General features: G+C 62.7%; 13 protein-coding genes. 3 read left to right on the top strand and 10 right to left on the bottom strand.

Going from position 1 to position 12,171, the window contains the following annotated elements; translation table 11 throughout:
- Positions 1-2: 2 nt before the first annotated feature.
- Together IVB31_RS27575 and IVB31_RS27570 are read left to right on the top strand one after the other, a co-directional pair.
- On the top strand, positions 3-1,277 hold the full coding sequence (locus tag IVB31_RS27575; protein ID WP_247330604.1) for a YeaH/YhbH family protein: 1,275 nt from the start codon (positions 3-5) through the stop codon (positions 1,275-1,277).
- Complete coding sequence (locus tag IVB31_RS27570) at positions 1,274-2,809, top strand: SpoVR family protein (RefSeq protein ID WP_247330265.1); 1,536 nt, start codon at positions 1,274-1,276, stop codon at positions 2,807-2,809. Before IVB31_RS27575 ends, IVB31_RS27570 begins: the two co-directional genes overlap by 4 nt.
- Before the next feature lie 9 nt (positions 2,810-2,818).
- Here IVB31_RS27570 and IVB31_RS27565 read toward each other — a convergent pair whose 3' ends face one another.
- From IVB31_RS27565 to IVB31_RS27540, 6 genes are all read right to left on the bottom strand, one after another.
- A complete protein-coding gene (locus IVB31_RS27565; RefSeq protein WP_247330263.1) occupies positions 2,819-3,289 on the bottom strand; it encodes a DUF1801 domain-containing protein in 471 nt (156 codons plus the stop codon).
- Complete coding sequence (locus IVB31_RS27560) at positions 3,286-3,498, bottom strand: hypothetical protein (RefSeq protein ID WP_247330261.1); 213 nt, start codon at positions 3,496-3,498, stop codon at positions 3,286-3,288. Before IVB31_RS27560 ends, IVB31_RS27565 begins: the two co-directional genes overlap by 4 nt.
- 52 nt (positions 3,499-3,550) lie before the next feature.
- Positions 3,551-3,982 (bottom strand): SRPBCC domain-containing protein, encoded by a 432-nt coding sequence (locus IVB31_RS27555; RefSeq protein ID WP_247330258.1) that lies wholly within the window; start codon positions 3,980-3,982, stop codon positions 3,551-3,553.
- The gene (locus IVB31_RS27550) at positions 3,979-4,302 is read right to left on the bottom strand and encodes a metalloregulator ArsR/SmtB family transcription factor (RefSeq protein ID WP_247330256.1); all 324 of its coding nucleotides are present in this window, start codon (positions 4,300-4,302) and stop codon (positions 3,979-3,981) included. Before IVB31_RS27550 ends, IVB31_RS27555 begins: the two co-directional genes overlap by 4 nt.
- Positions 4,303-4,541: 239 nt before the next feature.
- The gene (locus IVB31_RS27545) at positions 4,542-4,991 is read right to left on the bottom strand and encodes a DsrE family protein (protein ID WP_247330253.1); all 450 of its coding nucleotides are present in this window, start codon (positions 4,989-4,991) and stop codon (positions 4,542-4,544) included.
- A 42-nt stretch (positions 4,992-5,033) separates the two neighbouring features.
- Positions 5,034-5,654: a hypothetical protein gene (locus tag IVB31_RS27540; RefSeq protein WP_247330251.1), complete on the bottom strand. Its 621-nt coding sequence runs from the start codon at positions 5,652-5,654 to the stop codon at positions 5,034-5,036.
- A gap of 204 nt (positions 5,655-5,858) precedes the next feature.
- Between IVB31_RS27540 and IVB31_RS27535 the strand changes: the two genes are divergently transcribed.
- Positions 5,859-6,431, top strand: a complete 573-nt coding sequence (locus IVB31_RS27535; protein ID WP_247330246.1) for an STM3941 family protein — start codon at positions 5,859-5,861, stop codon at positions 6,429-6,431.
- 59 nt (positions 6,432-6,490) lie between these two features.
- On the opposite strand, the gene IVB31_RS27530 is transcribed toward IVB31_RS27535, so the two are convergent.
- The 4 genes from IVB31_RS27530 to IVB31_RS27515 all read right to left on the bottom strand — a co-directional run bounded on the left by IVB31_RS27530 (position 6,491) and on the right by IVB31_RS27515 (position 12,074).
- Entirely contained in the window at positions 6,491-7,546 is a 1,056-nt protein-coding gene (locus tag IVB31_RS27530; protein ID WP_247330243.1) for a 2-oxoacid:ferredoxin oxidoreductase subunit beta, read from the bottom strand.
- Positions 7,543-9,390 carry a 2-oxoacid:acceptor oxidoreductase subunit alpha gene (locus IVB31_RS27525; RefSeq protein WP_247330241.1) on the bottom strand — a complete coding sequence of 616 codons (1,848 nt, stop codon included), beginning with the start codon at positions 9,388-9,390 and terminating at the stop codon, positions 7,543-7,545. The genes IVB31_RS27530 and IVB31_RS27525 overlap by 4 nt, the downstream gene beginning before the upstream one ends.
- Entirely contained in the window at positions 9,360-11,159 is a 1,800-nt protein-coding gene (locus tag IVB31_RS27520; protein ID WP_247330239.1) for an FAD-dependent oxidoreductase, read from the bottom strand. The genes IVB31_RS27525 and IVB31_RS27520 overlap by 31 nt, the downstream gene beginning before the upstream one ends.
- 237 nt (positions 11,160-11,396) lie before the next feature.
- Positions 11,397-12,074: a DUF4286 family protein gene (locus IVB31_RS27515; RefSeq protein WP_247330237.1), complete on the bottom strand. Its 678-nt coding sequence runs from the start codon at positions 12,072-12,074 to the stop codon at positions 11,397-11,399.
- Positions 12,075-12,171 lie beyond the last annotated feature (97 nt).

The following is a 12,171-nucleotide window of genomic DNA, read 5'->3' as shown; positions in this document are numbered from 1 at the left end:
CGATTCACATTATTGATCGGCGCCTGAATCCAGGCGGCAAAAGTCTTGAGAACCGCCAGCGGTTCTTGCGTCGGGCCAAATCCCTGGTGCAGGGCGCCGTCAAGAAGACCTCGCAGGAACGCGACATCAAGGATGTCCTGGAGGGTGGCGAAGTCACGATCCCGCTCGACGGCATGCAAGAGCCGCGCTTCCGCCGTGAAGGCGGAACGCGCGATATGGTGTTGCCCGGCAACAAGAAGTTCGTGGAGGGCGACTATCTCCAGCGCTCGGGCCAGGGCAGCGCCAAGGATTCCGGTCCCGGCGAAGGCGACAGCGAGGATGCCTTCCGCTTCGTCTTGAGCCGCGACGAATTCGTCGATCTCTTCCTCGACGATCTCGAACTGCCGGACCTTGCCAAGCGCAAGATCGCGCACACCGAGAGCGAGGGCATCCAGCGCGCCGGCTATACCACCTCGGGCTCGCCCTCCAACATCTCGGTCAGCCGAACGGTGCGGCGCGCGCTTGCACGCCGCATCGCGCTCAAGCGTCCCAGCAAGGAGGAGATCGAAGAGCTGGAATCCGCGATCGCCGCCTGCACCGACGAGGACGAGCGTGTGGTGCTGCTCGCCCAGCTTGAAAAGCTGCAAGCGAAATCCAGGCGGATTCCCTTCATCGATCCGCTCGACATCCGCTATCGCCGCTTCGAGACGGTGCCCAAGCCCGTTGCCCAGGCCGTGATGTTCTGCCTGATGGACGTGTCGGGATCGATGTCCGAGCACATGAAGGATCTCGCCAAGCGCTTCTACATGCTGCTCTACGTGTTCCTGAAGCGCCGCTATAAGCATGTCGACATCGTCTTCATCCGCCACACCGACCGCGCCGAGGAGGTGGACGAGCAGACCTTCTTCTACGGCCCGGCCTCGGGCGGCACGCTGGTCTCCAGCGCGCTTCAGGCGATGCACGAGATCGTGCGCGAGCGCTTCAACCCGTCGGACTGGAATATTTACGCTGCGCAGGCCTCCGACGGCGACAACTCCTATTCCGACGGCGAGCTCGCCGGCATGCTGCTGACCGACAAGATCCTTCCGGTTTGCCAGTTCTTTGCCTATCTCGAGGTCGGGGAATCCGGCGGCAGCGCCTTTGATCTCTCCGACTCCTCGCTCTGGACCCTCTATGAGCGCCTGCGTAACGGCGGCGCACCGCTCTCGATGCGCAAGGTCAGCGAGCGCAGCGAGATTTTTCCGGTGTTCCACGACCTGTTCCAGCGCCGCGAAACCCAGGAGAAAGCCGCTCCATGACGGAAAGATTGTTCGAAGGCGCGGATTGGGATTTCCACACCTTGCAGCGCATTACCGACGCCTGCGAGGAGGTGGCCAAGAACGATCTCGGGCTCGACGTCTATCCGAACCAGATCGAGGTGATCACCGCCGAGCAGATGCTGGATGCCTACTCGTCGGTCGGCATGCCCCTGTTCTACAAGCACTGGTCCTTCGGCAAGCACTTCGCGTTCCACGAGGCGTCCTACCGCAAGGGCCTGATGGGGCTCGCCTATGAGATCGTGATCAACTCCTCGCCGTGCATCTCCTATCTGATGGAGGAGAACACGGCGACGATGCAGACGCTGGTGATCGCGCACGCAGCCTTCGGTCACAACCACTTCTTCAAGAACAATTATCTGTTCAAGCAGTGGACTGACGCCGACGGTATTCTGGACTATCTCGACTTTGCCAAGAACTATGTGATGAGCTGCGAGGAGCGCTATGGCCGCGTCGAGGTCGAGCGTACCCTGGATGCCGCGCATGCGCTGATGTCGCACGGCATCGATCGCTATCCCGGCAAGAAGAAGCTGGATCTGCGTGCCGAGGAGAAGCGGGCAGGGCGACGCCGCCAGCACGAAGAGGAAGTCTTCAATGACCTCTGGCGTACCGTGCCGGCGGGTAAGAGCAAGACCCGGTCTGCGCTCAGCGTCGAGCGACGCCGCAAGCTGCTCGGCCTGCCGCAGGAGAACCTGCTCTACTTCCTGGAGAAGAGCGCGCCGCGTCTGGCGCCCTGGCAGCGTGAGCTGCTGCGCGTCGTTCGCCACATCGCGCAATATTTCTATCCGCAAAGCCAGACCAAGGTGATGAACGAGGGGACGGCGACCTACGTCCACTATCGCATCATGACCAAGCTGCATCAGCAGGGCCGCATCTCCGACGGCAATTTCCTCGAATTCCTGCAATCGCACACCAACGTGGTGTTCCAGCCCGAATTCGACGATCAGCGCTTCTCGGGTTTCAATCCTTACGCACTTGGCTTTGCCATGATGCAGGACATCGAGCGCATCGTCACCAATCCCGCGGACGAGGACCGCGAGTGGTTTCCGGATATCGCCGGGAAGAACGACGTGATGGGCGTGCTGCGCGACGTCTGGGCCAATTATCGCGATGAGAGTTTTATTGCCCAGTTTCTGAGCCCCAAGCTGATGCGACAGCTCCGGATGTTCCATCTGCACGACGATCCCGAGGAGCGTGCCGGCATCCGGGTCGATGCCATCCACGACGAACGCGGCTTCCGCCGTGTGCGCCGCGAGCTGGCGCGGCAACATGATGTCGGCTACATCGACGCCAATATCGAAGTGGTCGACGTCGATCTCTCAGGTGACCGCCGGCTGATCCTGCATCATCACGTCATCAAGGGCTCGCAGCTCAACGAGACCGATGCCAAGCGGGTGCTGCAGCATCTCGCCGATCTCTGGACCTATGACGTCTCGCTGATCGAGGTCGACGCTCAAGACAAGGTCTTGCGCGAATATGTCGTGAGCCCGCGCCCGATCACCGCGGCGGCCTGACGCCGCCGGCTACGCCGAACGCTTTTTGGCCGGCTTGCTCTTGTTAGCCGGCTTGCTCTTGGCCTTGGCCTTGGATGCATTCAAGGCCACAGCGGCGCGGATGAGCATCTTCAGCGCCTTCTCATTGATCTTCGCGCCCTCGTGGAAATCGATCGCGCGCCGCACATTCCCCTCGAGGCTTGAATTGAACAGGCCGGCAGGATCCTCAAGCGCCGCACCCTTGGCAAACGTCATCTTCACGACGGCTTTGTAGGTCTCGCCGGTGCAAATGATGCCGTCGTGCTCCCACACGGGCACGCCGCGCCATTTCCATTCCTCGACGACCTCAGGATCGGCCTCCTTGATCAAAGCGCGGATCCGCCCGAGCATCTCGCCGCGCCAGTCGCCGAGCTCCTTGATCCGGCCGTCGATCAGCCTCGAAGGCGAAGGTCCATTTGCGTCCTTCGCGCTGCTTGTCTTCGCGGTCACGGCCTTCTTCATGATCCCGCCTCGCTTCGCGCGTCGTCGTGCTGGGCGAGATAGGGCAGCGCGAACAAATAGAGCCCCGTCGCGAGCAATGGGATCAGCGGAACGAGCGCCAGGAAGCCGATCCACACGGCCTGGACCTGCATCGTCATGGCGACGATGTTGGCGATGACGGCGAGCGTGAAGGCGATCGACAGCCAGCGATGGATCTGTCGAATCCACATGTTCGAACTCAATGAGACCTCCTCTGAGAAATGATGGATGCCGGTGGCCAGGCTAGTCTGCCCGCGCCAGCACCTCGTCCAGCTTCGCGAAAAACTGCTTCCAGCCGGCATGGGCGCCGCCAAAGGCCTGCTTCTGCGTCGGGCTGAAGCCGGCCTGCTCGACGCGCAGATGCGTACTCGCGCCCCTCGGTGTCAGCGTAAAGGTCACGACGCTCTTGAGATCGAACGCCGCGTCCTCATGCGTGAAATTCCAGGTATAGGCGAGAACCTTCTGCGGCTCGATGGTGAGGACCTCGCAGTCCAGCACGCCGCCCCACTCGCCGCGAAGATTGAAGCGATGGCCGACGGCCGGCTTGAAGTCGTTCTTCATCAGCCATTCCTCGATGAGATGCGGCTGCGTCAGCGCGCGCCAGATCCGCTCGGCCGGGAAGGCAAACTCGCGCTCGATGACGACGGAGCGCATCTCGGCGGCAGCTTCGGTCATTGGTCCATCCTCTTCAGGAGATCGTCGAGCGCGTCGAGCCGGTTTTGCCAGAACCCGGCCATCTGGCTGGTCCAGTCGATCAGCGGATTGAGCGCACCGGGCTGTGCGCTGTAATGCGTCTGCCGTCCTTGATGGCGGTCGCGCACGAGGCCGGCCTGCTTCAGCGCGCCGAGATGTTTCGAGACCGCCGGCTGGGAAACACCTGACTGCGCCGTCAGTGCCCCGACTGTCTGTTCCCCTTCGCGGCAAAGCCGCTCGAAGATCGCCCGCCGGGTGGGATCGGCCAGCGTCTTGAACAGCAGATCGGGGGCGGCGGGCATGCGGAATCCATAACTCATAAGTTATGGATCAATTGATAACGCCAGGGTTATCGATAGTCAAGGGGAATGCAGATGAGTTGGGAAGGGGTTCAGCGGGCTGCTCTTGCCTCTCCCGCATGCGGGAGAGGTCGACGCGAAGCGTCGGGTGAGGGCTTCTCCTCTCGGGGGTCTCGATTGCTGAGACACCCTCTCCCCAACCCTCCACCGCAAGCGCGGGAGGGAGCGCACCTCGTTCGGAGCTACGGCCGTAGATAGAGATAACCTTGCGACTGCAGCTCGGCCAAACGGACCACGCCGCCCTTTTCCGCGCTGACGAAGCCCGGCAGGAGGTCGGTGAGCGTGACGTTCTGCGCCTTCATGGTGTTGCCGCAGGCCGCGAGCTCGACGCCGTCCTTGGAGAAATCGCCGACGTGCTTGCTGATGTCAGGGTTGGCCTGCGCCCAATGAAACGCCTTCAGCGCCGGCCCGTGGACCACCAGCGCGATCGTGACGTGCTCGGCGCCGCCGACGCCGTCGATGTGATTCTGGATGTTGCCGAGCACGAAATTCACCTTCTCGGCATCGCTGAGATGATAGACGACCTTCAGCTTGGTGTTGGCGGTGGCTTCCGTCGCGGCCTCGGCACGGGATGCGGCAAACGCTGCGCCCAACGCCGAGGCGGCGCTCCACAAGATGTTCCGGCGGTTCATGGCGATCTCCCTCGACTGGCGCTGACGTTTGCCGGAGACATATCATTTGTGGCGGAGCGCGGCGAGTTCCTTGCGGTCGGTCACCAGCGAGGCGCACTCGCCGGTGTCGGTGCGGTCGAGGCGGAAAATCCCGTCATCGGCGCCGGCGACCAGCGATTGCTCGGCGTCGTCATCCGGCTTGTTGTTCTGCCAGACCCTGACACGCGCGAGCCGCACGATCGCGGACTTGTTGTCCTTCGAGAGCGCGACGCCGATGCCGCCGCCCTCGCAGTCGACGCCGCAAGCGAGACGGACCTCGCTGCCGTCCTTCACGAATACCACGTGGTGGCAGGAGCCGCTGGAATCGAAATCGCCGGAGCGGTGGCGATACCTGAAGCCGAGGCGGAAGGAATTGTGCAGCTGCTTGTCCTCCGCGTCGGTCTCCGCGGAAACCAGCAGCTTCATCGAGGCGACTTTCTGCCTGGGATGCCGCGCGAGATGCTCCGCATCGTAGCGGCGGATGAAGCAGGCATAGGCCTTGCTGCCGGGTGGACCCGCATACATGCGTGCGTTGAAGGTCTCGGCCTCGGTCTGGTTCGTCTCGTGGATGTCGGAGGCGTCCTCGGCGCGGACGGCGCCGATGAATGCGGCAAGGGTAAGCGGAACAGCGAATGCAAGTTTCATGATCGCACCGGGCGCGTTAGTCATTGAGGGCCCGCATCGGGACGGTGAGGGCCAACTGGCGGTTAGTCGCAAGCCGCACATCGCGCGTTCAAGTGCCTCGCACTGCCGCGGGGAGAGCCTCGCGCAAGGTTCCAAGACTAACACCTTAGAAGGCGGGCCATTGATAAGCCCCGGGTTGTCGCAAATGGCCGGTGGCGATCGAAAATGACCGTAGATCAGAACCTGCCCAATCTTTCGATCGGCTATTCCCGGGGGCGGTTGCTCAAGTTTTTCGGCATCGGCCTGCTGGCGACGCTCATGTGCACCGCGGTCGCATTCAACTGGTACCACGGCAAGGACACCAACGTGTTCCAGATGACGGCCTGCTATGTCGGAGTCGCGTTGTTCAGCTTCGCTACATGCAAGACCCTCTGGATGTTGATTTCCGCGAGGGAGGCGGTCGTTTTCATCGGCCGTGTCGGCATTCGCGACACCAGGATCGCCGATGAAATTATCGCTTGGCAGTCCGTCCGGGACATATTGATCTGGCAGTATCGCGGTCAGAAGATCGTGGTGCTCAAACTCGACCCCCTTGTCGCCCACCGGTTCGCCGGGGGCCTTCTGAAGGGCCTATTGTCCCTGATGAACAAGGCGCTTGGCGCGGATGGCGTGGTCGTCAACGCCGGCGGCCTGACCATGGACAGCCAAACGCTGTTCGATACCTGCAGGCAATACTGGACTGCCGGCCGATTTGCATATCCGGGCCGATCCGTGCCGGAGCCCGAGCGCATCAGCTAGAACGGCACTTCTCCGGGCATCGGCCGAGCCGATACCTCACCCGACGCAGGACTGCGCCCTCACCGCAGGCTGGCGTTGAACTTGTCCAGCGCCGCTGAGCCCGGGCACAGCGTGTCCGCCTCCAGCGTGTTGAGCGGCGTCGCCACCGTGTCGAGATGCGCGTGCAGATCTTCCGCGTCGGGATCGACGTAGAGCAGACCGGTGACGATCTGTCCCTTGGCGGCGTGCTTCTGGAGGAAGGTCTGGGCACCGAGCCGGTCATGCGGATCGTAGTCGGCGTCGATCTTGCGCAACGCGATCTTGCTGCCGTCGTGCTGCTCGACCATTTGCACCGTGCCCGGCGCGTAGTCCACCGCAATCGGATCGCGGCCGACCAGCACGTCGAGCCGGTTCACCGCGTCATTGTGCTCGCGGACATAGTCGAAGCTCTTGGTCGAGCCGGCGTGGTTGTTGAAGGCGATGCAGGGGCTGATGACGTCGATGAAGGACGCGCCCTTGTGGCGGATCGCCGCCGCGATCAGCGGCACGAGTTGGGTCTTGTCGCCGGAGAACGAGCGCGCGACGAAGGTCGCACCCAACTGCAGCGCGATCGCGACGAGGTCGATGGCGTTGTCGGTGTTGGTGACGCCCTTCTTGGACTTCGAACCGCGGTCCGCGGTCGCCGAGAACTGGCCCTTGGTCAGGCCATAGACGCCGTTGTTCTCGACGATATAGGTCATGTTGACGCCGCGCCGGATCGAATGCGCGAACTGGCCGAAGCCGATCGAGGCGGAATCGCCATCGCCGGAAACGCCGAGATAGATCAAATCGCGATTGGCGAGGTTGGCACCCGTCAGCACGGACGGCATTCGGCCGTGCACGGTGTTGAAGCCGTGCGAGTTGCCGAGGAAATAGTCCGGGGTCTTCGACGAGCAGCCGATGCCGGAGATTTTGGCCACCCGGTGCGGCTCGATCGACAGCTCGTAGCAGGCCTCGATGATCGAGGCCGTGATCGAATCATGGCCGCAGCCGGCGCACAACGTCGAGACCTTGCCCTCGTAGTCGCGATGGGTGTAGCCAAGCTCGTTCTTCTTCAGACCGGGATGATGGAATTTCGGCTTTGCAATATAGGTCATGACACGGCCTTGCGGAGCGGGGTCACCTTGAGGTGATCCTGGTGGTCGCCAATGGCTTTTGCGATGAAACGGGCGGTGATCGGCGAGCCGTCGTAATGCACGATCGGCACCAGGCGTACCGGGTCGATGCCGTTCTCGTTGACGATGAGCTGGCGCAGTTGGGCGTCGCGGTTCTGTTCGACGACGTAAACGAAATCGTGCTCGGCGAGGAAGCTCGCCACGCTCGAATGGAACGGGAAGGCGCGGATGCGCAGGCGGTCGAGCTGATGCCCGCGCGCTTCCAGCAGTCCAATCGCCTCGTCCATCGCCGGCGAGGTCGAGCCGAAATAGATCACGCCGTATTTGGTTGGGCGTTCCGCGTTGGCCTGGAGCGGCCGCGGCACGAGGTCCTGCGCGGTCTCGAACTTGCGTACGAGGCGCTGCATGTTGTCGGCATAGACCGAGCCTTCCTCGGAGTAGCGCGCATAGCGATCGCGCGAGGTGCCGCGGGTAAAATAGGAGCCCTTGGTCGGATGCGTGCCGGGATAGGTGCGGTAGGGGATTCCGTCGCCGTCGACGTCGAGATAGCGGCCGAAGTCCCGGCCTTCCTCCAGCATCTCCGCGGTCATCACCTTGCCGCGGTCATATTGTTTGGCATCGTCCCATTTCAGCGGACGGCAGAGCCGGTGGTTCATGCCGATGTCGAGGTCGAGCATCAGGAAGATCGTGGTCTGGAGCCGTTCGGCGAGATCGAAGGCCGCGGCCGCGAACTCGAAGGCCTCGGCGGGATCCTCTGGGAACAGCAGCACATGCTTGGTGTCGCCATGCGAGGCATAGGCGCAGGCGATGATGTCGCATTGCTGGGTGCGGGTCGGCATGCCCGTCGAGGGGCCGGCGCGCTGGATGTTCATGATCACCGCCGGAATTTCGGCAAAGTATGAGAGGCCGATGAACTCCGTCATCAGCGAGATGCCGGGACCGGAGGTCGCGGTGAAGGCGCGGGCGCCGTTCCAGGACGCGCCGATGACGATGCCGATCGAGGCCAGCTCATCCTCGCCCTGCACGATCGCGTATTTCGCCTTGCCCGTCTCGGGATCGTGCCGGTACTTCTTGCAATGCGCGGTAAAGGCCTCTGCCACCGACGACGACGGCGTGATCGGGTACCAGGCGCACACCGTGGCACCGCCATAAACGGCGCCGAGCGCGGCGGCGCTGTTGCCCTCGATGAAGATGCGGTCGCCGACCTTGTCGGATTTCTTCACCCGCAGCCCGGTCGGGCATTTCAAATTCTGCAGCGCCCAGTCACGGCCGAGATGCAGTGCGTGGACGTTGGACGAGAGCAGCTTCTCCTTGCCCTTGTACTGCTCGCCGATCAGCTGCTCGATCAGCTTCGGATCCATGTCGAGCAGCGCCGAGAGTGCGCCCAGATAGATGATGTTCTTGAACAGCTGGCGCTGGCGCGGATCGGTGTAGGTCGAGTTGGTGATCGCGGTCAGGGGAACGCCGATCACGGTGATGTCGTCGCGGAATTTCGTCGACGGCATCGGCTTGGTGGAATCGTAGAACAGATAGCCGCCGGGCTCGATGCCGGCGACGTCTTTGTCCCAAGTCTGCGGGTTCATGGCGACCATCATGTCGACGCCGCCGCGGGCGCCGAGATGGCCGTCCTCGGTCACCCGCACCTCGTACCAGGTCGGCAGGCCCTGGATGTTGGAGGGGAAGATGTTACGCGGGCTCACCGGCACGCCATGGCGCAGGATCGCGCGCGCGAACATCTCGTTGGCGCTGGCCGAGCCCGAGCCGTTGACGTTGGCGAAGCGGACGACGAAGTCGTTTACGCTGCTGATCGGCTTTTTGTCGGACATGCTGAACCTGCGTGAGTCATCTCGATCAAATATTTCTGCATGTCCCAGGCCCCGGTGGGACAACGCTCGGCGCACAGCCCGCAATGCAGGCAGACATCCTCGTCCTTGACCATCACGCGTCCGGTCTTCAAATCAGACGAGACGTAGAGGTCCTGGTCCGGATGCAGCGAGGGCGCTTTCAGGCGATGGCGCAGATCGTCTTCCTCGCCGTTGGCAGTGAAGGTGATGCAATCCATCGGGCAGATATCGACGCAGGCATCGCACTCGATGCAGAGCGAGGTCGAGAACACGGTCTGCACGTCGCAGTTCAGGCAGCGCTCGGCTTCGCCAAGCGCCAGCTTGACGTCGTAGCCAAGCTCGACCTCGGTGCGGATGTCCTTCAGCGCGATCACCTTGTCGCGATGCGGCACCTTGAAGCGCTTGTCGTTGGAGATGTCGTTGTCATAGCTCCATTCGTGGATGCCCATCTTCTGCGAGGAGACATGCACCTCCGGCAATGGCCGTTCGGTGATGTCCTCGCCCGAAAGCATCTTGTGGATAGACAGCGCGGCGTCGTGACCCTGCGCCACTGCCCAGATGATGTTCTTCGGGCCGAACGCGGCGTCACCGCCGAAGAACACTTTCGGGTTGGTCGAGACGAAGGTCTTGGGATCGACCTTGGGCATGTGCCATTTATCGAACTCGATGCCGCAATCCTGCTCGATCCAGGGGAAGGCGTTCTCCTGGCCGACCGCGACCAGCACGTCGTCGCATTCGATTGTCTGGTCCGGCTCGCCCGAGGGCACCAGGTTGCGGCGGCCCCTGGCGTCGTACTCCGCCTTCACCTTCTGGAAGGTGATGCCGGTGAGCTTGCCATTGTCGTGGACGAAGGCCGTGGGAACGAGGAAGTTGAGGATCGGGATGTCCTCGTGGAGCGCGTCTTCCTTCTCCCAGGGCGAGGCCTTCATCTCCTCGAAGCCGGAGCGAACGACCACTTTGACCTCTTCGCCGCCGAGACGGCGGGCGGTGCGGCAGCAATCCATCGCGGTGTTGCCGCCGCCGAGCACGATGACGCGCTTGCCGATCTTGTCGGTATGACCGAACGAGACCGAGGACAGCCAGTCGATGCCAATATGAACGTTGGCGGCGGCCTCTTTCCGGCCGGGAATGTCGAGCTCGCGGCCGCGCGGTGCGCCGGAGCCGACGAAGATCGCGTCGTATTTCTCGGCGAGCAGCGACTTCATGCTCTCGATGCGGTGGCCGCCCTTGAAGTCGACGCCGAGACCGAGAATGTAGCCGGTCTCCTCGTCGATCACCGAATTGGGCAGGCGGAATTTCGGGATCTGCGAGCGCATCATCCCGCCGGCCTGGGGATCACCGTCGAACACGGTGCAGTGATAGCCGAGTGGCGCGAGATCGCGGGCCACCGTCAGCGAAGCGGGACCGCCGCCGACGAATGCAACGCGCTTGCCGTTCTTGGCCGAGGGCCGCGGCAGGCGCTGCGTGATGTCATCCTTGAAGTCAGCGGCGACGCGCTTGAGGCGGCAAATCGCGACCGGCGTTTCCTCGACGCGTCCGCGCCGGCACGCCGGTTCGCAGGGACGATCGCAGGTGCGTCCCAGAATTCCGGGAAACACGTTCGATTTCCAATTGATCATGTAGGCGTCGCTGTAGCGGCCTTGGGCGATCAGTCGGATGTATTCGGGAACCGGGGTGTGTGCAGGACAGGCCCATTGGCAATCGACCACTTTGTGAAAGTAGTCGGGGGCCGCGATATCGGTCGGTTTCATTCCTACCCTGTCCGCGCAGGCTCAAAGACCCCGCGGCCTTTTCTTGAGCTTGGCGAACGCTAACGCGCGTCGATCTGGTTTCTGAATGACGTCATCGGGTTAGCTTATTAGAACCGTTCCGAAGCACAACGGCAAATTTGCGCGATTGACGGCTTTCATGGGAGCTGCGCGCGCACAGCATTAACGGCCGCGCGCAGCAATGCGGCGGTGCAATATGCTGCGTTGCGGATGGCTGCTTCAGCCGTGCGCAATATCGCTCTTCGCCAGATCCCACATCAGGCTGTAAGTGCCGACGGAGACGGGAAGCGGGAGGGGCGATGCAGCGGGGCCGGTAAAGCGTTCGGCGATGACAGCCGAGACCGCGCCGACATGCGTGCCGTCGATCAGAACGAACCAGTCACGCGCGCCTTCGTTGCGCACCGCTGGAATGTCTGCCGTTGCGCCCGACAATTCGGGCTCGCTCTCGAGCAGGTGCATGGAGATGATGCCGTCGCGTTCTCCGGGCGCCAGCTTTTCTTGCAGTGCATCACGCCATGCGCCTGCATTGTCCGGCGTCGGCCGCAGCCGCACGAGGCCGAGCACCGCGCCGCGACCGGTGCCGTTGCTGACCGTGATGCGGGCGACGACGCGGAGCATGTCCTTGAAACGAGCCATGGTGCGCCGCGACCATTCGGTCTGATTGGCGAGCCGTGTCCGATAGGCGGGGCTGTCGAGCACGTCGAGCGTCGCGGTCGAATACAAAGAGAGGTATTTGGGATTGGCTGCATGCGCGGTATACCGCCGCGCTTCCAGGAAGCCCTCGATTGCGACGCGCTCTTGCAGATGCTCGCGATCGTACCAACGGTTGAAATCGGCCTCGTCTGAAACGTCGATATTCATCGACGTCAGCAGCATGCCTGTCCCGGCGAGCGGCATTTTCTTGTTGTCCTTCCAATTATCCCCTCATGGTGAGGAGCCACGAAGTGGCGTCTCGAACCATGAAAGCCCGGCTTTCGCAGCTCGGCCTTTCATC

Source organism: Bradyrhizobium sp. 21 (assembly GCF_023073335.1).
Lineage (GTDB): Bacteria > Pseudomonadota > Alphaproteobacteria > Rhizobiales > Xanthobacteraceae > Bradyrhizobium.
Note: the sequence above shows the minus strand (reverse complement) of the source record. Positions and strands in the feature narration are given on the sequence as shown.

Coding starts and splice junctions, on each gene's coding strand:
- IVB31_RS27565 (WP_247330263.1), bottom strand. CDS start 3,289: ATGAAGAAGGCCGTGACCGCGAAGACAAGCAGCGCGAAGGACGCAAAT.
- IVB31_RS27535 (WP_247330246.1), top strand. CDS start 5,859: ATGACCGTAGATCAGAACCTGCCCAATCTTTCGATCGGCTATTCCCGG.
- IVB31_RS27540 (WP_247330251.1), bottom strand. CDS start 5,654: ATGAAACTTGCATTCGCTGTTCCGCTTACCCTTGCCGCATTCATCGGC.
- IVB31_RS27555 (WP_247330258.1), bottom strand. CDS start 3,982: ATGACCGAAGCTGCCGCCGAGATGCGCTCCGTCGTCATCGAGCGCGAG.
- IVB31_RS27550 (WP_247330256.1), bottom strand. CDS start 4,302: ATGCCCGCCGCCCCCGATCTGCTGTTCAAGACGCTGGCCGATCCCACC.
- IVB31_RS27530 (WP_247330243.1), bottom strand. CDS start 7,546: ATGACCTATATTGCAAAGCCGAAATTCCATCATCCCGGTCTGAAGAAG.
- IVB31_RS27515 (WP_247330237.1), bottom strand. CDS start 12,074: ATGCCGCTCGCCGGGACAGGCATGCTGCTGACGTCGATGAATATCGAC.
- IVB31_RS27545 (WP_247330253.1), bottom strand. CDS start 4,991: ATGAACCGCCGGAACATCTTGTGGAGCGCCGCCTCGGCGTTGGGCGCA.
- IVB31_RS27525 (WP_247330241.1), bottom strand. CDS start 9,390: ATGTCCGACAAAAAGCCGATCAGCAGCGTAAACGACTTCGTCGTCCGC.
- IVB31_RS27520 (WP_247330239.1), bottom strand. CDS start 11,159: ATGAAACCGACCGATATCGCGGCCCCCGACTACTTTCACAAAGTGGTC.
- IVB31_RS27570 (WP_247330265.1), top strand. CDS start 1,274: ATGACGGAAAGATTGTTCGAAGGCGCGGATTGGGATTTCCACACCTTG.
- IVB31_RS27560 (WP_247330261.1), bottom strand. CDS start 3,498: ATGTGGATTCGACAGATCCATCGCTGGCTGTCGATCGCCTTCACGCTC.